23 protein-coding genes are annotated in these 23,507 nt (G+C 38.7%); 5 read left to right on the top strand and 18 right to left on the bottom strand.

What is annotated here, in order from left to right:
* Window positions 1-102: 102 nt before the first annotated feature.
* The 3 genes from MKX73_RS13945 to MKX73_RS13935 are packed head-to-tail and all read right to left on the bottom strand — an operon-like array spanning window position 103 to window position 3,750.
* On the bottom strand, window positions 103-1,224 hold the full coding sequence (locus tag MKX73_RS13945; protein ID WP_340717957.1) for a virulence factor: 1,122 nt from the start codon (window positions 1,222-1,224) through the stop codon (window positions 103-105).
* Between the two features lie 10 nt (window positions 1,225-1,234).
* The gene (abc-f, locus tag MKX73_RS13940; RefSeq protein WP_340717956.1) at window positions 1,235-3,121 is read right to left on the bottom strand and encodes a ribosomal protection-like ABC-F family protein; all 1,887 of its coding nucleotides are present in this window, start codon (window positions 3,119-3,121) and stop codon (window positions 1,235-1,237) included.
* Window positions 3,118-3,750 carry an HD domain-containing protein gene (locus tag MKX73_RS13935; protein WP_340717955.1) on the bottom strand — a complete coding sequence of 211 codons (633 nt, stop codon included), beginning with the start codon at window positions 3,748-3,750 and terminating at the stop codon, window positions 3,118-3,120. Before MKX73_RS13935 ends, abc-f (MKX73_RS13940) begins: the two co-directional genes overlap by 4 nt.
* Window positions 3,751-4,027: 277 nt before the next feature.
* Between MKX73_RS13935 and MKX73_RS13930 the strand changes: the two genes are divergently transcribed.
* Window positions 4,028-4,180, top strand: a complete 153-nt coding sequence (locus MKX73_RS13930) for a hypothetical protein (protein WP_176142076.1) — start codon at window positions 4,028-4,030, stop codon at window positions 4,178-4,180.
* Between the two features lie 157 nt (window positions 4,181-4,337).
* On the opposite strand, the gene MKX73_RS13925 is transcribed toward MKX73_RS13930, so the two are convergent.
* Window positions 4,338-6,017: a formate--tetrahydrofolate ligase gene (locus MKX73_RS13925; protein ID WP_340717954.1), complete on the bottom strand. Its 1,680-nt coding sequence runs from the start codon at window positions 6,015-6,017 to the stop codon at window positions 4,338-4,340.
* A gap of 190 nt (window positions 6,018-6,207) precedes the next feature.
* Between MKX73_RS13925 and MKX73_RS13920 the strand changes: the two genes are divergently transcribed.
* Window positions 6,208-6,420 carry a cold-shock protein gene (locus tag MKX73_RS13920; RefSeq protein WP_340717953.1) on the top strand — a complete coding sequence of 71 codons (213 nt, stop codon included), beginning with the start codon at window positions 6,208-6,210 and terminating at the stop codon, window positions 6,418-6,420.
* 30 nt (window positions 6,421-6,450) lie between these two features.
* Here the strand turns inward: MKX73_RS13920 and MKX73_RS13915 are convergent, their stop codons facing one another.
* From MKX73_RS13915 to MKX73_RS13905, 3 genes are all read right to left on the bottom strand, one after another.
* Complete coding sequence (locus MKX73_RS13915; protein ID WP_340717952.1) at window positions 6,451-7,257, bottom strand: VOC family protein; 807 nt, start codon at window positions 7,255-7,257, stop codon at window positions 6,451-6,453.
* Between the two features lie 83 nt (window positions 7,258-7,340).
* On the bottom strand, window positions 7,341-8,003 hold the full coding sequence (locus MKX73_RS13910) for a phosphopantothenoylcysteine decarboxylase domain-containing protein (protein ID WP_340717951.1): 663 nt from the start codon (window positions 8,001-8,003) through the stop codon (window positions 7,341-7,343).
* 14 nt (window positions 8,004-8,017) lie between these two features.
* Window positions 8,018-8,890 (bottom strand): LysR family transcriptional regulator, encoded by an 873-nt coding sequence (locus MKX73_RS13905; protein WP_340717950.1) that lies wholly within the window; start codon window positions 8,888-8,890, stop codon window positions 8,018-8,020.
* A gap of 226 nt (window positions 8,891-9,116) precedes the next feature.
* On the opposite strand from MKX73_RS13905, the gene MKX73_RS13900 reads away from it, so the two are divergent.
* Window positions 9,117-10,016 carry a DMT family transporter gene (locus MKX73_RS13900; RefSeq protein WP_340717949.1) on the top strand — a complete coding sequence of 300 codons (900 nt, stop codon included), beginning with the start codon at window positions 9,117-9,119 and terminating at the stop codon, window positions 10,014-10,016.
* 234 nt (window positions 10,017-10,250) lie between these two features.
* On the top strand, window positions 10,251-11,246 hold the full coding sequence (locus MKX73_RS13895) for an SEC-C metal-binding domain-containing protein (RefSeq protein ID WP_340717948.1): 996 nt from the start codon (window positions 10,251-10,253) through the stop codon (window positions 11,244-11,246).
* A 309-nt stretch (window positions 11,247-11,555) separates the two neighbouring features.
* Here the strand turns inward: MKX73_RS13895 and MKX73_RS13890 are convergent, their stop codons facing one another.
* The gene (locus MKX73_RS13890) at window positions 11,556-11,747 is read right to left on the bottom strand and encodes a zinc-finger domain-containing protein (protein WP_340717947.1); all 192 of its coding nucleotides are present in this window, start codon (window positions 11,745-11,747) and stop codon (window positions 11,556-11,558) included.
* Between the two features lie 111 nt (window positions 11,748-11,858).
* On the opposite strand from MKX73_RS13890, the gene MKX73_RS13885 reads away from it, so the two are divergent.
* On the top strand, window positions 11,859-12,248 hold the full coding sequence (locus MKX73_RS13885; RefSeq protein WP_340717946.1) for a reverse transcriptase-like protein: 390 nt from the start codon (window positions 11,859-11,861) through the stop codon (window positions 12,246-12,248).
* A 111-nt stretch (window positions 12,249-12,359) separates the two neighbouring features.
* On the opposite strand, the gene MKX73_RS13880 is transcribed toward MKX73_RS13885, so the two are convergent.
* The 10 genes from MKX73_RS13880 to abc-f (MKX73_RS13835) form a co-directional block, all read right to left on the bottom strand.
* The gene (locus tag MKX73_RS13880) at window positions 12,360-13,550 is read right to left on the bottom strand and encodes an MFS transporter (protein WP_340717945.1); all 1,191 of its coding nucleotides are present in this window, start codon (window positions 13,548-13,550) and stop codon (window positions 12,360-12,362) included.
* Window positions 13,551-13,555: 5 nt separating this feature from the next.
* Entirely contained in the window at window positions 13,556-13,954 is a 399-nt protein-coding gene (locus MKX73_RS13875) for a MarR family winged helix-turn-helix transcriptional regulator (protein WP_340717944.1), read from the bottom strand.
* A gap of 138 nt (window positions 13,955-14,092) precedes the next feature.
* A complete protein-coding gene (gene coaW, locus MKX73_RS13870) occupies window positions 14,093-14,929 on the bottom strand; it encodes a type II pantothenate kinase (RefSeq protein ID WP_340717943.1) in 837 nt (278 codons plus the stop codon).
* A gap of 103 nt (window positions 14,930-15,032) precedes the next feature.
* Complete coding sequence (locus MKX73_RS13865; RefSeq protein ID WP_340717942.1) at window positions 15,033-16,103, bottom strand: 3'-5' exonuclease; 1,071 nt, start codon at window positions 16,101-16,103, stop codon at window positions 15,033-15,035.
* Window positions 16,104-16,294: 191 nt separating this feature from the next.
* On the bottom strand, window positions 16,295-16,876 hold the full coding sequence (locus MKX73_RS13860; protein ID WP_340717941.1) for a GNAT family N-acetyltransferase: 582 nt from the start codon (window positions 16,874-16,876) through the stop codon (window positions 16,295-16,297).
* A gap of 40 nt (window positions 16,877-16,916) precedes the next feature.
* Window positions 16,917-17,768 carry an alpha/beta fold hydrolase gene (locus MKX73_RS13855; RefSeq protein WP_340717940.1) on the bottom strand — a complete coding sequence of 284 codons (852 nt, stop codon included), beginning with the start codon at window positions 17,766-17,768 and terminating at the stop codon, window positions 16,917-16,919.
* A gap of 379 nt (window positions 17,769-18,147) precedes the next feature.
* Entirely contained in the window at window positions 18,148-18,909 is a 762-nt protein-coding gene (gene yidC, locus MKX73_RS13850; protein WP_340717939.1) for a membrane protein insertase YidC, read from the bottom strand.
* 326 nt (window positions 18,910-19,235) lie between these two features.
* Window positions 19,236-21,137 carry an LTA synthase family protein gene (locus MKX73_RS13845; RefSeq protein WP_340717938.1) on the bottom strand — a complete coding sequence of 634 codons (1,902 nt, stop codon included), beginning with the start codon at window positions 21,135-21,137 and terminating at the stop codon, window positions 19,236-19,238.
* Window positions 21,138-21,367: 230 nt separating this feature from the next.
* Complete coding sequence (locus MKX73_RS13840; RefSeq protein WP_340717937.1) at window positions 21,368-21,808, bottom strand: ASCH domain-containing protein; 441 nt, start codon at window positions 21,806-21,808, stop codon at window positions 21,368-21,370.
* Window positions 21,805-23,418 (bottom strand): ribosomal protection-like ABC-F family protein, encoded by a 1,614-nt coding sequence (gene abc-f / locus MKX73_RS13835; RefSeq protein WP_340717936.1) that lies wholly within the window; start codon window positions 23,416-23,418, stop codon window positions 21,805-21,807. Before abc-f (MKX73_RS13835) ends, MKX73_RS13840 begins: the two co-directional genes overlap by 4 nt.
* Between the last annotated feature and the right edge of the window lie 89 nt (window positions 23,419-23,507).

Below are 23,507 nucleotides of genomic sequence, written 5' to 3'. Positions count from 1 at the left end.
ATACCATTTTCTCAAATTATACCATTCGCTAAAAAAATAATGTAATAATGTTTACTAAAATAAAAAAACTGCTAACGATTATTTTCGTTAGCAGCTTAAAATTTAAGCTTTACGGCTTTCTGTCATTTGTTTCCACACAGAACCTTTTGCCTCTTCCCCGCCTTCAATACGGGCAAGTGCCATTTTTGCTTGCAGCTTTACTTCAAATTCCTTATCTTCGCTTGCTGATTTTAATGCATCAATCGCCTGCTCTGTACCTGCTTCATACAAGTACATTGCCGCACGCCAGCGGACAAGTTTATTTTTGTCACCTAATGCAGCGATCATCGCAGGCTCAAATTCCGGTAGCCCCAAATCACTCATACAGTCGCCCGCTGTACGGCGAACCGCTGCACTTTTATCATTCAATGCTTTCGTTAAAGCCGGTACAACCGCGACATCTTCAATCATTCCTAAGTAAACCGTTGCAAGGCGTCGTATAGACATCTGCTCGTCTTCCAGCGCTTTTTCGAACAATGGAATATCCTTTACTTCCGGATCCGGTAATTGATCTAACAACTGAAAGCGTTGTTGCCAATCTTCAACCTGCTCATATTGTTCCAACGTCACTTCTTTACGCTCTTGTGCTGCTGTAACTACTTGTTCGTTTGCCGACTGAACAATTGTTTCAACACGATCTTGCGGATATAATGCATCCACCTCTTTCAGCACTTCTTGTACAACTTGTTCTTTATCACCATATCGGACACCGAAATCGACCCATTTCCGTTCGAAAATGTAGTTTTCGTCTGTTACACTGAATTGCAGACGTTTAAAAGCTGTTGTGAAACGGTCTCCCGCGCTTATTCGCACTTCCCCTTCACCATCGAATGCTTTAATCTGCAATGGAATTGCTTTGTACATTTGAACATGCACATTTACTTCCCCATAATGCTCGTTCATTTCATATTCCGTGCTTTCAGTCGCCTCTCCGCCAATTGCGCGGCGAATATCCGCTAAAATATTTTCCCATGCAAATTTTGCATTGCGTTCAATAGCCAGGAAATTCGATACATGATAAATGCCTTTAACACCGTCTACTGCAAAGATAGCCTGCAGCTCAGGTGATGCTTGACCAATATTGTCTTTCGTATAATTAAAACTTTTACCAAATGGTAAATCCTGATCGATAATTACTTTCATTGAATTTGGACTTGGTGTTGGTTCAATTGATAAAATTTTCATTGTTATGCTCCTATCCATTTGCAATTTCGTCTAAATAGCTCCAACGCTCGATTAATTGTTCGTATTCCTGATTCAGCTTTTCTAAATCGGACGTCAATTGCTGAAGCTTTGTAAAATCCGACCCTGCGGTTGAAATTTCGTCCTCAGTCGTCATAATTTTTTCTTCAACTTGAGCAATTGTATCAGCAATAGTTTCCCATTCTTTCTGCTCTTTAAATGACAGCTTTTTCTTTTCTGACTTCTGCTTTTCGACTTTCGGCTTTTCCTGCTTCAATTCTTTTGCTTCCTGCTGCAGTTCCGACTCGCGTTTTGCTAAATAATCGGTATAGACATCCAAGCTTTCCGATACGCCGCCTTTTCCATCCAAAATCCACAGCTTTTTCGCAATACGGTCCAGGAAGAAACGATCGTGACTGATTGTAATAACAACACCTGGGAAGTTTTCGATAAAATCTTCAAGAACACCCAATGTTTCGATATCCAAATCATTCGTCGGCTCATCCAAAAGCAAAACGTTTGGCTGTTCCATTAATAGACGAAGCAAGTGAAGTCTTTTGCGTTCCCCGCCCGATAACTTGCTGATCGGTGTACCGTGTGTATTAAGCGGGAATAAAAAACGTTCAAGCATTTGTGACGCAGAGTAACGAACACCATCAGAATCGGTAATATCATTTGAGGCCTCACGAATATAATCGATCATTCGTGCATTTTCATTCATTGCTGGCAGTGCCTGCTTGAAATGAAGACGTTTTACAGTTGAACCTACAATAACCTCGCCTTTATCCGGTTCAATTTCACCTGCGAGCATGTTAAGGAGGGTCGACTTTCCGTAACCATTTGCGCCAATTATACCAATGCGGTCCCCGTGCTGAAGTAAAAATTCAAAATCCTTAATAATGACACGTTCTCCGTATGCTTTTGAAATCCCATCTGATTCCAGTACTTTTTTTCCTAAACGTGTTGTTGCCAGTCCCAATTCAAGATCCGACTGGTCATTCGAACGGTCGATTGATTCATCTAATGCATCGAAACGCTGAATACGTGCTTTTTGTTTTGTTGTACGCGCTTTTGCCCCGCGACGAATCCATTTTAGTTCTGAACGATAGCGATTTCGTAATTTTGCCTGTGATGCTGCATTCATTTCTTCGCGAATTGCCCGTGCTTCAAGAAAATCTCCATATGATCCTGTATGGCGGTACAACGTTTTATCTGCCAATTCATAAATATGTGTTGCTGTTTCATCAAGGAAATAACGGTCATGGGTAATAAAGATAACCGCTCCTTTTAGGCGTGAAACCATTTCCTGCAGCCATTCTGTCGAAGTGACATCCAAATGGTTCGTTGGCTCGTCCAGTAAATATAAATCTGCCGGTTCAATTAATACTTTTGCCAACGCAACACGTTTTTGCTGTCCACCCGAAAGACTTGTTACTTGCTGGTCAAACATATCAATCCCAAGCTTCGTTAATGCTTGTTTTGCCAATGCATTGACATCCCATGCATTTTCAGCATCCATCTGCTGTTGTAAGCGGAATAGTTCATTTTGCAGCTTTTCAGATTGCGGAGTTAAAGACAATGCCGCTACCGCCTCTTCATAGGCACGGTTTAACTGCAATATCGGTGAATCTCCACTAAATACAGCTTGTAAAACCGTTAAATCTTGCGGAAATTGCGGATCTTGTTCCAGATAAGCGATACGGTACTTGTTCGGATGGTCAAATTCCACTGTATCCGCATCCTGTTTTTTTGCGATAATCGATAATAAAGTTGACTTTCCTGTTCCGTTTATCCCGATTAGGCCTGCACGTTCGCCTTCATAAATAGTAAATTCAATATTTTGAAATAGCGTTTTATCGCCAACTGTTTTTGTTAAATTTGATACGATTAAATGACTCATGAAATCCCGTCTCTTTCTTTTTTTAACTGCTCTAAAAATTGTACCATAAAGGCATGACGTTCTTCAGCCATTTCGCGCCCTTTTGCAGTTACCATTAAATCTTTCAGCAATAGAAGCTTCTCATAAAAGTGTGTCACAGACGCTGTGGATTGACTGCGATATTGTTCTTTTGTCATATTTACGCGCACTTCTTCTGCATCATCATACAACTTGCGCCCTTTCGCACCACCGTAAGCGAATGTACGCGCGATTCCCACTGCACCAATTGCATCCAGCCGGTCTGCATCCCGCACGATTTTCGATTCAACTGTTGTAATGTCCCGTTCATTGCCTCCATTAAATGATACCTCTGCAATCACTGTTCGGATATGCTGTTTTTCCTCTTCCGTAACATCAAGTTCATCCAAAATCCGTTGCTCCTGCTCTTTATCCGCAGCATATTTTTCGTCACTGACATCATGCAGCAGCACAGCTAAACTTACGATTTTTTCATTTGCTAAAGGTTCGGACTTAAGTATTGTCATTGCGTTTTGGTAGACACGTTCAATATGTTGAAAATCATGGCTTGCATCCATCGTTTCATAAATTTCTTTTACTAATTGTTCACATCTTATGATTATTTCGGACATGCTTCATTCACCATTTTCTTTTTAAAGTTTACATAATCATATTACCACGATAACCCGGAAGACTTCAGTTATTTAACATGATTATTGCTAAAAGATCCTGTCCTTTAAACCTTTACGGCAACCCCCTGCATATAGCAACTTTCATTCAAAAAATCAAGTATCATTAATTATTCAGAGATAATTTTTGTCTAAAATGTGAACTAAATGCTTGTATTTTACAAATTCACATCATATAATAGCAATAAGAAAACATAAAACAGAAAAAGGAGTGTTATTTATGCAAAGAATGATGCAAGCTGTAGCACCAAATATGAACGATAGCCAACGAAAAGGTCTAATTGTTATTTCACCAATCTTAATTGGATCGGTTGCATACGGACTAAGTGCAACTTTTATGATTGCTACTAACCTTCTACAAATCATGTTTTAACGAACGAACGACAATTTCAACAAAGTTTCCACTGCAAATAAAAGAAACGTATTCGAATGAATTATCAAACGAATACGTTTCTTTTACTTTTTATCATCGCTCCGGCATTATTTTATCCTCAGACAAAATTATTGTCGGTCGCTATAGACTGGTGTTATTAAAATAATCCGAGTGCACTACCATCTTCGGCCACATCCATATTCAGTGCTGCAGGCTGTTTCGGCAAGCCTGGCATCGTCATAATATCCCCTGTTAAGCATACGAGGAATCCTGCACCTAACTTCGGAAGAATTTCACGAATTGTTACAACGAAATCCGTTGGTCTGCCTACTAAGTTTGGTTGATCGGACAATGAATATTGTGTCTTCGCCATACAAATCGGTAAAGTGTCCCAACCATTTTTTTCGATCACTGCCAGCTGTTTTTTAGCAGCATCCGTTAATTGTACACCTGCACCACCATAAACCTGCTGTACAATCTTCGTTAACTTTTGTTCAACTGTTTCTTCCAGATCATATAAATGGTGGAAAGTATTTGGCTGTTCAATTACTTCGAGAACTTTTTCGGCAAGCTCAATACCGCCTTTGCCGCCCTCTTCCCATACATTCGTACGGGCAATCCGAACCTCATTCGCTTCCGCCCATTGTAAAACAGCTTTCAGTTCCTGTTCCGTATCCGTAATAAATCGGTTCAGAGCAATTACCGGCTCCAGTCCAAAGTTGCGGACATTCGCTACATGCTGTGCTAAATTGGAAATCCCTTGTTTTAAGGCTTCAACATTTTCTTCCACCAAGTTAGCTTTTGCTACACCGCCATGCATTTTCAATGCGCGAATTGTCGCAACAATAACGACAGCGCTCGGTTTAAATCCTGCTTCACGTGCTTTAATGTTTAAAAACTTCTCCGCACCTAAATCTGAACCGAATCCTGCTTCTGTCACAACGATATCTGCAAGTTTACGTGCTGTTTGAGTTGCAGTAATCGAGTTGCATCCATGGGCAATGTTGGCAAACGGTCCACCATGAATCAATGCGGGTGTACCTTCAATTGTTTGAACCAGGTTAGGATTCATCGCTTCCTTTAAAATAAGAGCGAGTGCTCCTTCTACTTGTAATTCACCAACTGTTACCGGATTCCGATCGTACGTATAACCAATTACAATACGTGCCAAACGCTGTTTCAAATCTTTCATGCCTGTTGCTAAACAGAAAATGGCCATAATTTCTGAAGCTACTGTAATATCGAATCCGTCTTCGCGAGGCACACCTTGCATCGGGCCGCCTAAACCAACTGTTACATGACGCAGTGCACGGTCATTTAGGTCAAGCACACGTTTCCAGACAATACGTCTTGGATCAATATTCAAAGCGTTTCCTTGGTGTATATGATTGTCAATCAGTGCAGATAATGCATTGTTTGCAGTCGTGATCGCATGGAAATCACCATTGAAATGCAAATTGATTTGCTCCATCGGCAATACTTGTGAATATCCGCCACCAGTAGCGCCGCCTTTCACACCCATTACCGGTCCTAATGAAGGTTCCCGTAAAGCAACCATTACCTGCTTATCCAATTGGTGCAGTGCATCTGCCAAGCCGATTGTTACCGTTGACTTACCTTCTCCAGCCGGTGTAGGGCTAATCGCTGTTACTAGCACAACATTTGCCGTTGCTTCACCACTAATTTTGCTTATATCGATTTTTGCTTTATAGCGACCGTATTGTTCAACAGCATCTAAAGGAATGCTTGCATTCTCGGCAATTTCCAAAATCGGCTTCATTGTCGCCTGATTAGCTATTTCAATATCGGTTAATGGTTTTTTCGTAATAGTTGTCATGCTTCGCCCTGCTTTCTTATATGTAATTACTTTATTATAGTCTGTTTTATCTGAATTAATAAATAGAAAAAGTGAGTTAAATCGACAAATTATTGACAGTTGTCATATGTATAGTATATAGTTTATTCGTAATATTCTGGAATCTTTATGTTTCATCAATTGATTTTGACAGTATCGGAGGAGAAAGCGGATGCACCAAGGCACTGTAAAATGGTTTGATAATGAAAAAGGTTATGGATTTATAGAATCTACGAATGGTGAAGATGTTTTTGTACACTTTACTGGCATACAAGAGGAAGGATTTCGTTCACTGGATGAAGGACAAGTGGTTGAATTCGAGTTGGTCGATGGCATCCGGGGTCCGCAGGCAGCGAATGTTACAAAAAAACAGACAAAGCTGTAAACGAAAAGTTTTAATCGTTTACAGCCTTTTTTATTTCTTATTTATTTCGTATTGTGCGCCATCAATTGTAAACTGCTTTGGCTCCGTCACTCCTGAAAGAACGACCTTTTTTATGCCGTAGCCATTTTCGAGCATATAATTCCAAGCGGTTCCTTCACCGACCGGCTTTGCAAAAATCAGCTTCACTTCACCGAGCAGAATAATCGAATGCTGCACGTTTTCTTCCTGATATTCCTTTTTTAAAACGGGCGCACCAGTTATTTGGGCAATTTGCTCCACGGCATCGAAATTCGGTACAATAAAATGAACAGCTTGAAGCGTTAGGTCTCCTAACGGATGTTTTGCTATAATACCACGGTCCTTCAGTTCCTTTCGCCGGATTGTATCTGCTTCATCCCACTGAATGAAAAAAGGGAAATCAATTTTCGATTTCGGGTGACCGATATAAAGCAGTTGCCAGCTTACTTCAGAGCCATCTTCCCGTTTTCTGGAAAATCGCTCCGGTCCAACTACTTCCAAACCGGCTTTAGCGAATAACTTCGCATCTTCCTCGATTGTCGTTGTACGAACAGCAAAACGAGTCAATCCGTCACGTCGGCGATTTTCTTTATAGCTTGCATGTAGTGAATACTTCTTTTTTGCTGCTTCCTGAAACTTTGCCTCATTTTCAATACCGATCAATTCAATATAAGCCAAATCAAAATAGCTTAGTGTATTATATGTACCCCATGCTTCATGACTTCCTCCCGGGACCACATGGAGACCCTCTTCTTGGAGTTTTAACAATGTCTGTTCCGGAAATGGGACAAAATGGACAAGATGATCGAACTGGTACATGCTACAACCTCTTTTCAATATTGAATAGATTAAATATTCTAAATTATAACATATATAGACGATTGAAAATGAGCAAACTTTACTTAAGAGATGACATTGATCAATGCAGTTGCAGCTGCCATTTTTCCGTCGACTTTAACTGTCTCCCCGAATTTACGGATAATATAATGGGGCTCCATTGCACCGTACAGAGATTTGGAACTGTTTGCGACCATATAATCCGCTTTCGCAGTTTCCATTCTCGCAGCAGCTCTTTCCAATAAAAATGATTCATCTTCTGTCGCTTCCAGTTTAAAGCCGATTAATGTCGTTTTAGGCGACCAGTTTTTAATTTGTGCCAATATTTTCGGCGCTTTTTTAAAATGGATAATCGGAGGTTCATCCGATGGCATTTTCCCTTTTTCGGTCAGTTCATTACCTTGCTGATCGAATACTTTGTCGATAAGCCAGTCCGAGCCGGCCACAGCCATAATGACATAATCGATATGCTCGGACTCAAGAATTGTTTTTAGCCTTTCGCCTAAATCCTCGATTCCTTCAAATTTAATGAGCTGCATCTCTTCTTGATGTTCAGGAAGCTGTGTAAATACACCGTGCATATAAATGACGTCTGCACCTTTTTCAAGTGCTGCTTCTGCCAAATAGCACCCCATTGTTCCTTTAGATAAATTCGTATGGCCGCGGACATTATCCCATTTTTCGAATGTTCCGCCACTCGTTATTAAAACTTTTTTTCCTGTTAGCATAATTGGTTCCCCTTTTACTGTTCTTCGTTTTCCAGCCATTTCTTTAATATTTCCACAAATTTTTGCGATGCCGGTGACAGCTTCTGCTTTGTAGACAGTCCGAGAATTCGGTAGCTTTCCTGTACTAGAGGCAGGGCTTTGACAGTATCCGGCAGCATCGAAATCGCCATTTCAGGCAGTATGCTAATGCCCAGATTATGTTCCACCATTGATACGATGGCCTTTTCATCATAAAGTTCAAAACGTATATTCGGAAATACACCATATTTTTCAAATGTTGTCATCACATCATTTGTTCCTTTATAAGAAGGCATTATAATCGGCGTTTCTTCAATTTCAAATAAATCAATCTCTGTTCTATCATATAGCGGACTATGCGACGACACAATACATAACAGCGGATCCCGTTTCAGCGGCATAAAATCGAACTGTTTGGAGCTCGTCCGGTTTAAAAATCCGCAGTCGACTTCACCTTGTAATAGCCACTGTTCAATTTCATAGTAATCCCCTTCACGCAATTCAATACGAATGCCCGGATACTCTGAATCCATAATATGAATGATATTCGGCATCCAATGTGTAGAGATCGTCGATATTAGCCCAATTCTCACCGTCCCTTGGCTCACCCCTAAAATATTCGATGCGGTCTGCTGGAGATGCTCCTCCGCCAATAATACTTTGCGCATTTCATAAAGCATTTTCGTACCGTCTTCAGTCAAAGTCACCCCTGTACGGTTCCGGTGAATTAAATTAAACCCAAATTCCTTTTCCAAACTTGAAACCGCATGACTTACAGCTGACTGTGTAAGACCTAAAACCGAGGCCGCTTTTGTAAAGCTATGTACTTCCGCCACTTTATTTAAAATTTCATACTTGACTAAACTCATGATAATTCACTCCACCAATCCATTTTAAACATGAATTTTTTTCATATCATTCATTATAAACATTCGTTTTACTAATCACAACTTCCTGTTTATACTGTTTTATAACAGATCGGATTTGTAGATGGTACGATATATTAAATCTATTAATCTTATAGTTAAATTTGTCGTACAATACATATTTTTACTGATTATTTGAAACTTACTTTTTAGAAATGTGGTGACATCTTTGAGTTTACAAGGTAAAGCAAATATTTTAATGGTGATTGTTACAATGTTTTGGGGGCTATCCTATACGTTTATGGTTATGGGACTGGATAGTTTGGAAGCTTTTAATGTTGTAGCACTTCGATGCTTAATCGCATTTATCATTGCAGGGCTGATCTTTTTACCGAAGATGTTGCGTGTGAACATGAAAACGATTTTATATGCATCAATACAAGGCTTTTTATTGTTCACGATTTTCGCCTTATCACTGCTCGGTCTAAAAACGACTTCTGCAGGCAATGCAGGCTTTATACTAAGTTTAACAGTAGTATTAGTACCGATCATGACGAGCTTCATTGATAAGCGGCTCCCTTCACGGGCAGTGAGCTTTGCCATTGTTGCAACAATGATTGGAATTACCGTTTTGACAATGAACGAATCAATGGCATTCCAGACCGGGGATATATTAGTTGCAATCGCAGCAGTTTGCTACTCGATCTATTTAATATTAAATAGCAGATTCACCAAAAATGTTGAATCCATTTCATATGGTGTTTATCAACTAGGTATTGCCGGCTTGTTCGGAGCAGTATTTACAGTAATGTTCGAAACTCCAATGTTCCCGTCCAATTCTTCGAGTTGGGTTGCTGTACTTGGATTAGGCATAATTTGTACCGCTTTTTGCTTTATTGCCCAAGCTGTTGTACAACAATATACTTCACCTACACATACAGGTCTGATTTTTTCACTTGAACCTATTTTTGCAGCCATATTCGCCATGATTTTCCTGGGACAGGGATTGACTGCACAGCTTGTAGTTGGTGGTGCATTTATTTTGATTGGGAATACCGTTGCTCAGCTTGAACAATTTATAGCAATGAAAAAAATCCCATCACCTACTCGCTCTGAAACTACGTTATAATAGGAAGGGACATCGCATCGAGCGTGCAATGTCTCTTTTTTTATAGATTATTGATAGAATTAACTCTATTATTGTTCTATTTTTATGTAATGTTTAATATAATATAAAATGCAACAATTTTTCTGATAGTTCTAAAAACATAATCAGTTTTCATAATAACAATCTGACGTTATTATTATTAGTAGCAATACTGCGACATTAGTATTTAAAAGTTGTATTAAAGGAAGTGTTACAATGATTGGACGTAATGACCCATGTCTATGCGGTAGTGGAAAAAAATATAAAAAATGTTGTGAAGGAAAAAATCAAGTAACTTCACAAAACGTTTTCCAGGAAGAAATTGAAAACGTATTACAGACTTTCTATAGTAATTACCCAGAACGAAAAGATATCCGTGAATTTATGGAATTGGTTCGAAAATGGGCACCGAAACTAGAAAAGAAATTACACAAGGAATTAGTGGAAGCCGTTGCATTGGACGAATATTTCTTCCATCAACGACCTGATATTTGGCAGAACTTCTTAGCAAAAACTGCTAAAAAGGCGCTTCGCCCATCTATGATTGAATTATTGAAATCATGGGAACAGCCGATATTCTTCATCGGAACTGTCGAAGACGTGCAAGATGATTACTTTACAGCCATCTCTGCATTAACTGGCACAACATATCATATTCAGCGTGAAAGCCACAAATCTATTCCTCTAGGAATGCGTGTGTTCGCCTTTTTATTACCGGATGGTTCAAACAAGGAAAACCGCGTATTAGCTGTCTCTACACTAATCTTCTTCCATAAAGAACATGCGATTTCTTTTGAACAGTTTACAGAGGCATATAAAGCAAGCAGTGTACCTGTTGAACAATTCACAAAAGAAAACCATTTATTATTATGGGAAGGCCTAGTTGAAAACGGCTATGAGGGAGAAGAGTTTACACCTTTCGAGCAGGAAGTCGTGGAACAGTTAAAAGCATTTATGGCGGAAAAAGCGATCAATAACGAGAGCTTCGTAGCAATGGTTGAAGATTACTTAGTCGAAAAACAGCCTACAGCACGTAAAGCAGGCGCTATTGCTGCCGGTGCAGTTAGATTTGGTCAGGATAATGATTTATTCGATCAAAAATTCACGGTTAAAGAAATCGGCGAAAGCTTCAGTGTTTCCCCATCTTCTTTAAATAAATATTATCAGGAACTTAATGCATTCTATAATGAAAAGCAATTAGTTACTAATTAACAAAACAAAAAAGCTACTTTCGAGACGTCGAAAGTAGCTTTTTCATTTACGCTGGTTTAAATAAATCCATAAAAAAACAACTTGTAATATAGCAGTTATGCGCTGCATATTACAAGTTGTCTCTCCCTTTTCAGCTATGAAAAGGACTTAAAAATAAAGAAACTTTTCAACGGTAACCACTCCGCTGAAGTCATTTACCTATAGAAAATAAATCTGTACCAGAGATTTATACTAGATAATTTAGAAATACTTAATTATTATATCAAAAAAACATTATTTTCCAATAGTATGATTAATGTTTTAAAATTGTTATTTTTCGGAAACTTTCATTATTTCCTTACCAAGAAACTGAAGCTGTTCCCCTACTGTACAAGATTCAATGCAGAAACGGTGTGCACCATGTTTGCCGCGTTCTTTGCGAAGGTCCTGAATAACTAGACAATCAGCGCAGTATATATCCATTAATTCATCAATATCTTTCATAACATCTACTTTATTCAAGCCATGTACCTCCCGATAATTTGTTTTACTATTGTACGCTATTTTTTTATTTTCTCCAACTCACATGTATTTGTTATACTTAAACGACCAGAACATTAAAGGAGCGAAAGTATGTTAGAAGTCTATATAGATGGTGCCAGTGCCGGCAATCCCGGTCCTAGCGGGATTGGAATCTTTATAAAAGGCGAAGGGCAGCATATAAAAATCAGTGAACCTATCGGCGTTACAGACAATCATCAAGCCGAATTTACTGCGCTCTTGCGCGGTTTGGAAGAAGCTTTGAAAATCGGTTCATCGTTTGTTTCCATGCGCTCCGATTCAAAAATTGTCGTAAGCTCGATCGACAAAGCATATGTGAAAAATGAGGAATTCAAACCCTATTTAGAGCAGGCACTCGCTTTAATCGAACAATTTGACCTGTTTTTCATAAAGTGGGTTCCCGATAAAGAAAATAAGGCAGCGGATGTTCTTGCACGTGAAGCGATTTTAAAGAATAATTAAGCGCCTAATCCGAAAAATTTATCGCTGTCATTTTTCCCTTAAAAAAACTAATTCTAACAGGGGCAAAAAACGATTCATCTATCCCCCTAAAGGAACGATGAATCGTTTTTCTTATTGTTCTGTTTTATATTTTTGACGATTAAGCAACAGCATATACAATGCAAACACGACAACAATTATAAATGCCGCAATGTAATATACAAATTCATACCCAAAACTCACCGCGACCATCCCCAGTAAATACGATCCAATAGCAATCCCTATGTCAAACAGCGTAAAATAAGTGGCCGTTGCATAGCCGCTGCGCTGGATTGTCGTTGCTTGAATACATAGTGACTGGAAACTCGTTGTTAACGTACCGTATCCTGCACCGATAAAGATTGCCGATAATAAGAACGGAATTTCCTGATTAGCATTACCAAGAATAATCAGCCCTAATGAAAAAATAAAGAACGATGGAATAATAACAAATTTTGCGCCCATTGTATCATAGACTTTCCCTGTGAATGGACGAACCGAAATCATCGCAACAGCAAATACTGCAAAGAAATAGCTGGCAACGCTCAATAAATCCTTCTGTTCCGCATAAAGCGATAGGAATGACAAAACACTTGCATAAGAAAACGCAACTAAGCTGGCAAGTGCGGCAAGCGGCAAGGCACTTCGTTCAAATAAATCATCAAATGAAAATTTAAAGCTGCGGTCTACTACGACTGGTTTTGGCAAATCATTTGTCTGAATAGTCAATGCCAATACACTTCCTATTGCCACAAATACAGATAAAGCGATAAATAACGTATCAAAGCTAGAATATTGGATGATAAGCAACCCGATAAAAGGACCGAATACAACAGCTAAGTTTGTGGACATTGCAAAATAGCCCAATCCTGCCCCTTTACGTCGTTTCGGTACAATATCGGCCGCTAAAGAGCCCGATGCTGTCGTTGCAATACTAAACCATATCCCCTGAAAAAAACGAAGCGCCAGTAAAAGCAGAAATGGTTTAAAGAATAAATATAATACCGTACATGCAAAGTAAAGTATAAGACTGATAATCAGCAAACGCTTCTTCCCAAAAAGATCCAGCAGTTTTCCGCTGAACGGTCGGACGATAATTGCCGATATTAAAAATACGGTAACAAGCAGTCCTGAATCGTCATCGGATTTCCCTAATTCACCGATTGCATATAACGGCAATGTTGTAATCAATCCGTAAAACACAAGAAATATCGACATATTCGTAAAGAATAGGCTTATAAATCGTTTAGTAAAAATTTTATTTGTTTGTTCTTGAAACTCCATTTATTCTAACCTTCCATCTTTTTTAGTAATTGAATAAGGAGCGCCTGTTCTTCCTCTGATAAATTCTCAGTCATTTTACGCTCGAACGATACGACGGATGCTTCAATTTGAGGAAACTGTTCCATTGCTTTGGCCGTTAAATCAATCATTTTTTCGCGCTTATCTGTTCCTTGCACTCTTTCCACCCAGCCGAGTGTCTCCAGACGAGTGACAGTTCGCGTAACAGTCGGTGCTTCCACATCCAGGTACTTCCATATTTCTGTAAGTGTCATTTGTCCTTTTTGATGCAATAAAAAAAGAACCGTCCATTGTGAGCTGAATAGTCCATGCTGTTTTAAAGTATCATTCAACTGTTTTACTAAATAGCGGTTTTGCTGAAATAGTATATGAAATAACGGATTCATCGCAATCACTCCTTATTTACCTAACTAAATAATTTACTTTCCCTATTTTACGCTCCTAAAAAATTGATGTAAAGTATTTGAGATAAAAACGGCAAAAAAGAAGCATTTAAACTATGTTGTTAGCCTAAATGCTGTCCTTTAATTTCTGCTGTGCTCACGAATATTTAACAATGCACCAATCGCACCTGAATATCCGCAATCCTTTAAGAAAACGGGTTTATGTTTTTTTAATATAGTATAATGTTCAATCACCTTTACAAGCTGTTCATTGTCGATCAGCGTTGAGCCGATATACACGATATGCTCCGTCTCATACTGGACGGCAAGCTGGATACTTAATGTGGAAATCACTTCCCCGATCAATCCCTGTGTTGTTGCAAGTACGTTATTTTGTTCAAATTCCCGTTGATCGGTAATGCCGACCTTTCCAAAATTACTTGCAGTTAAATTGCCGTCAATCGGCGTATCCATTCCTTGATAAATATCCTTTACGAGTAAATCAATGCCTTCCCGCTTCCCTTTGAAAGCGTTTGCTTTAATTTCTTCAAAATCAGAAATTCCGGTCATGATTGCCGACAGTCCGATCAAGGTACCTCCGCCTACACCTGTCCCTCCTACCCTGGCATGTGTATAGCCATCCATATAGTGAATCGATGTGCCTGTACCGATATTCGTAATGATACTCTGATTAATCGTGTGGCCTTCTTTCTCCAGCAAATAGCGCACACCTTTTAAAGTTGCTTCAAATTCAACAATATATTCAATCGACTTCATTGTCTTTAAAACGTCCAGCAATTGCTCTGTACGTCCTCCAGTCAAGCCGATTTCTTCAACTTGAGGATGATTTTCCAACCATTCTTTTACTAAATGCATTTCGTTAGATGGAAAGACCGTTAATTTAAGCTCCTGCTGCTCATCTAAATAAGCAAGCTTTGTTAACGTACCCCCTGTATCAATTCCAATCCATGCTGACATAAATTAATCTCCTTTATTATCCCACGAGTGATTCGTACCCCCCTATCATAACGTAATAGGAGTCGGCATTAAAGAAAAAATTCTCCTAAAACTGGAGAATTTATTATACTTGTATTATATTTTTTTCGATTAATGCCCGTTTATAAAACTCAGCTACAAACATATGCTCATACTTAACAAGCAAATGCAGAACCCTTGCCTCGTATGTATTGGTTGGTTCATCTTCCAAATTAAATCTTGCAATAATCTCTTCTTTTTTTAATAAATTTACTAATGTCATGACTTCTGTTTTAGGCAAAGTTACTTGATGTAATTTCAATATTTTCGACATTGATCGTAATGCCGTACGTGAAATTAAAATTTTGCCGTTCATATTTTCGGAAATTTGCTGCAAGAACTGTTTCGCCTGTGCATTCGGTTTAATCGAAATTTTTTCCGTTGTCGTTTTTTCCCCATCTTCCCCTACACGTTCCACCATTTGTACCGTAAAGGGAAGTTCATCCCGGAAAGTATTCATTGATTCAACCGTTATGGCATTATCCTCAACTTTGCAATTTGTAACAGAAATAACGAGTTCATACGTCGTTTCCAGCATTCTGAAATTAGTCAGCAATAAAATAAAATCATTCGTTTGCTGCTGTTCAATAAGCTGATCCCCATCAACTTTAACGAAGATTGAGAGCAGACTTGCCGCATCGGCTAATGCACGGTGCTGGGTTTCGTTTTCCAATCCAAGCTGTGCCATTAACCCTCCTAATGAAGGCTGCTCCTTTAATCCATTAGCAATCATATATTTTTGCTGAAAATCGATCATCGGATATAAGCAATCATTTTTTATGTAGTTGCGCGACAGCTCTTCTTCAAGCACTTTCCGATCGAATTCACCAAATGTCAAAAATACATAATCCTGTTTACACCAGCGTTTAAATTTATTAAAAGCTTCTTTGAAAGAAGGGGCATCAACCAGCTGTTCTGTAGTGATACCTGTCAGCTTTTGAATGTGCGCATTCAGCTTTTTGAATTTATACGGCTGAATTAGCTGAGTAAATGTTTCAGTCGTACCATCCGGAAGCCATTTAACCGCACCTATTTCAATAATATACTGCTTACCGCGTATAAGGGCGGCTTCTATATCTATACTTATATATGTTTTCGTTCGTCCCAAATTTTTCACCTACACCGAATCTATCTAAATTTAACAGGATAAGATATTCCCATTAAAGATTAACCTCTCTCATTGTATATGAAAATACGGGATATGACACGATAATGTTCGTTTATTCCACACAATTCGTGTTAAAAGGCTTGAAAAATTGTGATTTTCTTATAAATTCATATCAACGCTATTAATTCACCCGCAAATTTTCAATAATTCAATAAACGATCCATGAACATTGTTTTCAGTTTTTCCCAATCTTCCAAAATGACACTGTACATAACGGTATGGCGGATGATTCCTTCTTTTCGGATCATATGATTGCGTAAAACCCCTTCTTTCACTGCACCAATCCGTTCAATGGCTTTTTGTGAACGGTAGTTTTCGTGCCCTGTCTTAATTTGAATACGATTTAATTTAAGTACTTCAAAACAATACTGGAACAACAGAAATTTGCAATTAGTATTGATTGCAGAACGCCACACAGTCGGATTATACCAAGTCGCCCCAATCTCCAGCCGTTTATGAGGAAATGAAATATCAAGAAAAGATGTACAGCCTACAATGGTATCCGTTTTTTTATCGATAACCGCAAACATATACGAAATCCCCTTATCCCGCTCCTTTACCGCATTTCCAATATAATTTTGTACCGCTTCTCTTGAAAGCAGCGTTACCGACATATGTTCCCAAATCCGTTCATCATCCGCGGCATTAGTGATTGCTTCAATATCACTTAACTGGACTGGTCTTAACTTGATGATGTCATTTTCTAATAGTATTTCTTCCATATATTTCTCCTTTTTCACTTTATCCAATCGAACATTTTCTTTATCGCAGGGAATGAACTTGAGATAGATTCTGCACAAATTCCGAGAACTTTTCTTCTTCCTCGATAAACGGGTTGTGATTACTTTCCGCAAAGGTCGTCAATGTCGCATTCGCCAACAAATCCGCTGCTTCCACTGAAAATTCATACGGACATTGCGCATCGTGTAAACCGCCATATATATAGGCTTTCGTTTTCACTGTCGGTAATTGCGGTCGTAAATCGAAGTTTGGCAGCTCTTTATAAGAAAAATAATCCAGTCTTTTCGAAACGGTTTTCCCGCTGCTTGGACGGCTTATCATATTTTCATAGCTCTGTTCTTTATACAATGACATAAGAGCCCATTCTTTAGAGCCTGCTCTTCTTTGCTCGATTGTTGATGACGAATCGCCAAGCATCGCTAAAATTTCAAGTATTCTTTTATTGTTCGGATTTTCCCTGCAGTAAATGCTCGCCGGATGATGCATATATTCCGCAGAAGCACACAGACCGCCAGCTACGATAAACTCCACGCTTTCCGGATGTAAAATAGCGTAATTTAATGCTAGCATCCCTCCTGTTGAATGCCCCGCAAAACCCCAAGTATCATACCCCGATGCTGTGCGGATGGCCTCCAGGTCCGCTACGCTGTCCTGCAGGCCATAGTTAAAGACTGATAAATCATCTGTTGATTTCCCGCAGCCACGTAAATTTACTATATGCACCTTATAATACGGTACAAACATTTCCGCAAACCGGTTGCCAGTTTCATTATATTCGCTGTATAAATGCGTCACACAGAGCGGTTTCCCCTCGCCTTTTGTAAAAACTTCGAATATTCCTCGCGTTGTTTCCATCAGCTGCTGTTCCCACATAGTACCACTCCTTATTTTTCCAATATTCCAATAAATTTTCGCATAGAATAGGAGGGGATACAATGAGTATTTTTATGGAGCTCCTAAACGTTGGATAGCTTTTATTAGAACAAACAATATGTTTATTAGAAAATACCGGTGACATATTAGAACAACTGGACGGTTTATTAGAACATCTCGACCACTTATTTGAACAACTGGCAACTATATTAGAAGATAAGGATTTTATTAGAACTTTTTAAAATATATTAGAACAATCTACGAATTTATTAGACAATCCACCCACCATACCCGAACGGCGCACGCATAAAAAAACTACCGAGATCATCATTTCAGTAGTTTTAGTTCAGTAAGCCTTTAGCAGCGGCATAACTTGTAATTATTCATTTCCCTTAGTTTCAGGGATGTTGGAGAAAAATTTGCGTCCAATATAGGTTTGGACAATTAAGAATAACCCTCCGACTGCCCAGTACAGCGGGAGTGCAGCCATCGAAGACAATGAAATAATGACAATCATAATCGGTGATACATAAATCATCAGTTTCATTTGATTCTTCTGAGCTTCTGGTACGGTTTGAAGCGATACTTTCGCTTGTACGAAATAAACGACACCTGCAATTGCAGTCATCCAAATATCAGTAGAGCCAAGGTCAAACCATAGGAATGAATGTGTTTTAATTTCAGCCGAGTATAAAATCGCATAGTATAAGCCCATAATAATCGGCATTTGTATAAGCGCTGGCAGGCAGCCCATATTTAGCGGATTAATATTATGTTCTTTGTAGAGCGACATCATTTCCTGCTGAATCGTGCTTCTTTCTTCCGGAGTTTTTGCTGCTTTTAAACGTGCCTGGATATCCTCCATTTGAGGACGAACAAAATCCATTTTCACTTTCATTGAAGCTTGACTGCGGTAAGTTTTAAGCATAAACGGCATTAGTACGAGACGAATAATTAAAATAATAGCAATAATAGCCAAACCATAACTGCCGTTAAATAATTCACCAAATGTGTTTAACGTCCAATCCATCGGACGTACAAATGTTGAATAAAAGAAGCCTTCTTTGTTTTCCACACTTTCACAGCCTGCCAGTAAAAGTGGAATGGTAAGAAGGAAAACACTAAGTTTTAAGTTTTTCATAGTTCACCTGCTCAACAATCTTGTAATTCGTTTATATCTTAAAATATTTTTCAACAAAAGAACAGTAATTACTCTTGTAAATGTTAAGTTTTTTTAATATGAACGCAATAAAATTTAACATTAAGTACGAAATTTACTCCTGCCTGTCGCATTGACAGTAGGAAACTGTTATAGTTTCTCGACTTTTCCAGTTGAATTTACAAAGAATTTATTCATCTGATTCTTTGTAAATTATTGTTCAACCGATTATAAAAAGGCATCACCGATTTGAAATAATCAAATCAGATGATGCCTGAAAAAATATATTTATATTCAAACTGTTCTACTTACTCTTTGATGCTTCCGTCTTTGGAATGGAAGCGCAGTAAATCCCCATTTACAACTTTATCGGAATAGTGAAGTTTTTCTTCTACCATCGCTTTTAATTTATCTGCTGTTTCCACTTTTGACTCATCAAGCTCTTCGCCTGTTTTCGGATCATAGTATTTGCCGTCCAATGAATAAATCGTCGGGCTGACAAAATTACCGTTTCTGAACGGAACAATTTCGCTATGCTCCTCAGAAAGCAGGTCTGTCCCAAAATGGATATTATTTTTTGTTTCCACACCAAGTAAATGCAATACCGTCGGAAGAAGGTCTATTTGGCCACCATACGTATGGTTAACGCCGCCTTCCATCCCAGGTACATGAATAAATAGCGGCACACGCTGTAAATCTGCATTTACAACAGGTGTAACTTCTTCACCAATAATTTGTTCCATCGCTTTATTATGGTTATCGGAAATGCCGTAATGGTCTCCGTACATCACAATCATCGTATTCTCATAAAGACCGGATTCTTTTAAATATGCAAAGAACTGTTCAATTGCTTCGTCGGCATATCGAGCTGTCTGGAAATAATTATCGACACTCGCATCGCCTGTTGTCGCCTTACCGATCGTCGCTAAATCCTGGTCAATCTTATATGGGAAGTGATGGGCAACCGTAATGAATTTAGTATAGAAGGGCTGCGGCAATGTATCCAGCAAACTTTCAGACTGCTCGAAAAATGGTTTGTCCATTAAGCCGTATTCCGCCATATTTTTCGAATTTGAAGTATCATACGAGCTTTCATCAAAGAATTCGTCATAGCCAAACTGATTGTAAATAATATTTCGGTTCCAGAAGCTGCCGTTATTTCCATGGAACACTGCTGATGTATAGCCATAGTCTTTTAATAGCGATGGTGCGGCTTCAAAGGTATTTTGACCTTTCGTAATAAAGGCCGAACCTTGAGGCAATCCGAATAATGAATTCTCTAACATAAATTCAGCATCCGAAGTTTTACCTTGCGCTGTTTGATGATAAAAGTTATCGAAATACATGGTGTTTTCATTTTTAACTAATGAATTTAAAAACGGTGTTACTTGTTCGCCTTCAAGTTCATAATCGATTAAAAATGACTGCATCGATTCCAGATGCAAATAAATCACATTCATATCTTTTGCTTTACCAAAGTACTTCTCGTTTGGCTGGGCTGAAAATGAATTTGTAAAGTTAATAATTTCAGCAATATCACTGCTGTCTGCTGAAGCACGTTCTGAAGATGCTTCAAACGTTTTGACAGAATCATAAATTGTATAATTGTACATTCCTAAATATTTGACGATATAACTGCGGTCAAAGCCACGGCTCAATAAATCCGGGCGGTCAGCTTCCGCTAATTGCAAGTTGACAATAGATAATACAATTGCAGCTGCTATAACAGCTGCCGGCATTTTGAATCCGACTTTGCCGGATTGGAAATTGATTTTCTTTGAAAAACGAATAAATATCAATACAAAAATATCCACAAAAAATAATAAATCAGTCGGTTTTAATAATGTTAAAACACTGCCGCCCAAATCTCCGAAATTTTGTGTTTGGGAAATCGTTGGAAGCGTAATAAAATCGCTGAAGAAACGATAATATACAGAATTCGCAAATAATAAAAATGTCATCAATGTATAAATGATGATCAATGCAGTCAGTCTTCTTTTTCTTTTAAACAGAAAAGCAACTGCTAAAAATAGTACCGCAGAACCTAATGGGTTGATTAATAAAAGAAATTGTTGAAGTGGTCCTTCCACACCCAACTTAAACTGCGTCACTTGTGTAATATAGGTTTTCGCCCATAGCATTAAAACAGCAAGAACGAAAATCCCCTGAAAATTGTTTATCAAGTTTTTATTTTTTACTAAGTTTTTCACTTTGTAATCACTCTTTCTATTCAAGAAGTTTTTCTTTTTTTATTTAGAAAAACAAGAATCAATATATCAAAAAAACATTAACCTATGCAACTATTATGTAACGTTTTTCGATAGCAAATGTTGCCATGAAGTGCTGATATTGAACAAAAATAGTGAAAAAATGAAGGATTGCGTAAGCAAATTCCTCCATTTTGTATAAGTCTAGCTATTCCATTACAGTTTTCTAATCTTTATTTAGGAAAAACTTTTTTAAAGCGGTCACAAACTGTCAGCATATCTTCGGTAAAATCCAGACCGTTTTTGGAAAGTTCGCTGCTAAAAAACGCGACATGCGCTTCCTTCCACTCCTCATAAGTACCTTCTCCTTCTGCCAATGCAAAATCGACCGGCACTTCTTTGAATGGATAAATCTCTATGGAATAGGATTTGATGATCGCAACGGGTTCATCAAGACTGTTCAATACAATCTGGTAGTCCCCAACTTCCGGCAAACTTTCTCCTTCGAGTTCATACAACGGAAAGCTTGAACAAGTTGCTTCTTTAACGCCATCCGCTACAAGTCCCGCTAGCCAATCTGCTTTTTCACCAAATTGAAATGCTTCCTTATAATGAATATTTTGTCTACCTTCCGAATCACGGAAATGCTGCCAATATGCTTCGATTTGATTCATTTGCATAACTCCCTTTGTTTTGACTGTGCCCATTCAAATGGACCTTCATGAACGGTAAGCTGCTGATTTTCCAGCCATGCCGTTCTCGTAAATAGCTTTTGCAGAAAATAGCGGTCATGGCTAATTGCGAGAATAGTTCCTTCAAAGTTCTCCAATGCTTCTTCAAGCGCTTCTCTCGATTCAATATCAAGATGGTTCGTCGGTTCATCCAACACGAGAACATTGCAATTTTGAACCATTAATTGGGCTAGACGAAGCCTCATTTTTTCCCCGCCGCTTAATTGATCCACTTTTTTAAAAACATCATGACCGTAAAACAAAAATTTGGCGAGCATATGCCGCGCATCGTATTCCGTCAATGATGCCTGCTCCCGGAAAGCATCAATAAGACGCTGCCTGCCGTTAAATTGATCAAACTGCTGTGCAAGGTAACCAATCTTTAAATTGCTGCCCTGCTTAGCCTCCCCGTCTACCGGCGCTATTTCCCCTAATAGAATTTTTAATAATGTGGATTTTCCCGTTCCGTTATTCCCGACAATCGCTATCCGATCTTGAAAATGTACCGACAACTGAACATCCATAAATAAAAAGTCATGTTCAAATCCGTGGGAAATTTTTTTCAGTATAAATACTTCTTTTCCTGTCCGGTCTTCAGCCTTCAACTGTAAATTCATCTGGCGCTCGGTTTTCGGCTTTTTGACCATTTCCATTCGGGCCAGCATCTTCTCCATTACTTTCGCTTTGCGGTATAGATCGGGATTCGGAGGAGATGCCTCATTCGCCCATTGTCGCAATCGGCGAATTGCCTCTTTCATCTTCTGAATCTTTTTTTGCTGTTCTTCATATGCCGCAAACTGCCGCGCTATTTTCGCCTCCTTATTTTTAATGTACTGATCATAGTTCCCCTTGCTCATCCAAATCTGTCCGTCTTCAATTTCTGCCACATACTGAACGATCTTATTTAAAAACATCCGGTCATGGGAAATTACAACAACGGTCCCTTTAAAGTATTGCAAATAGTCTTCAAGCCATTGTGTTGCAGCAAGATCCAAATGATTTGTCGGTTCATCCAACAGCAAGACATCCGGCTGCTGCAGTAATATTTGAGCAAGCATTACCTTTGTTTTTTCCCCGCCGCTGAGGGCATGAAAAGGTTGTTCCAATAGTTTAGTAATCGAAAGTCCATTTGCGATCGATGCAATTTTCGCTTCAATTTCGTAGCCGCCCTTTGCTAAGTATTGCTCTTGCAGCTCACCATATTGATCTAAAATCTTTTCGGATAATTCTGTTGCCATCCTCATTTCCAACTGAGAAAGACGATCTTTAATATCATGTAATTCTGCAAATGCTTTTGACAACACATCAAATACGGATATATCCGTGTATTGGGGAATTTGATGCAAGTAGCCGATTGTTTGACCTTTCGATTTTATGATCCGCCCCTCATCCGGCTGTTCAATACTTGCCAGCACTTTAAATAACGTTGTTTTCCCGCTGCCGTTCCGACCGACTATTGCGATACGTTCACCGGCATTCACTTCAAAAGTAAGTTCTTTAAAAATGATGTTGCCACCGATAATTTTCGTTATATTTTCCGCTTTCAACTGCATATACCTACGCCTCCGCTGGCGCAGCTAAAAAACAAAAAGACTGCTCATTAACGAGAGCAGCCTTTTCAGTATTGGTGAAAAGAATGAAG

Origin of the sequence: Solibacillus sp. FSL W7-1436 (assembly GCF_038007305.1) — a bacterium.
Classification (GTDB): Bacteria; Bacillota; Bacilli; order Bacillales_A; family Planococcaceae; genus Solibacillus.
Note: the sequence above shows the minus strand (reverse complement) of the source record. Positions and strands in the feature narration are given on the sequence as shown.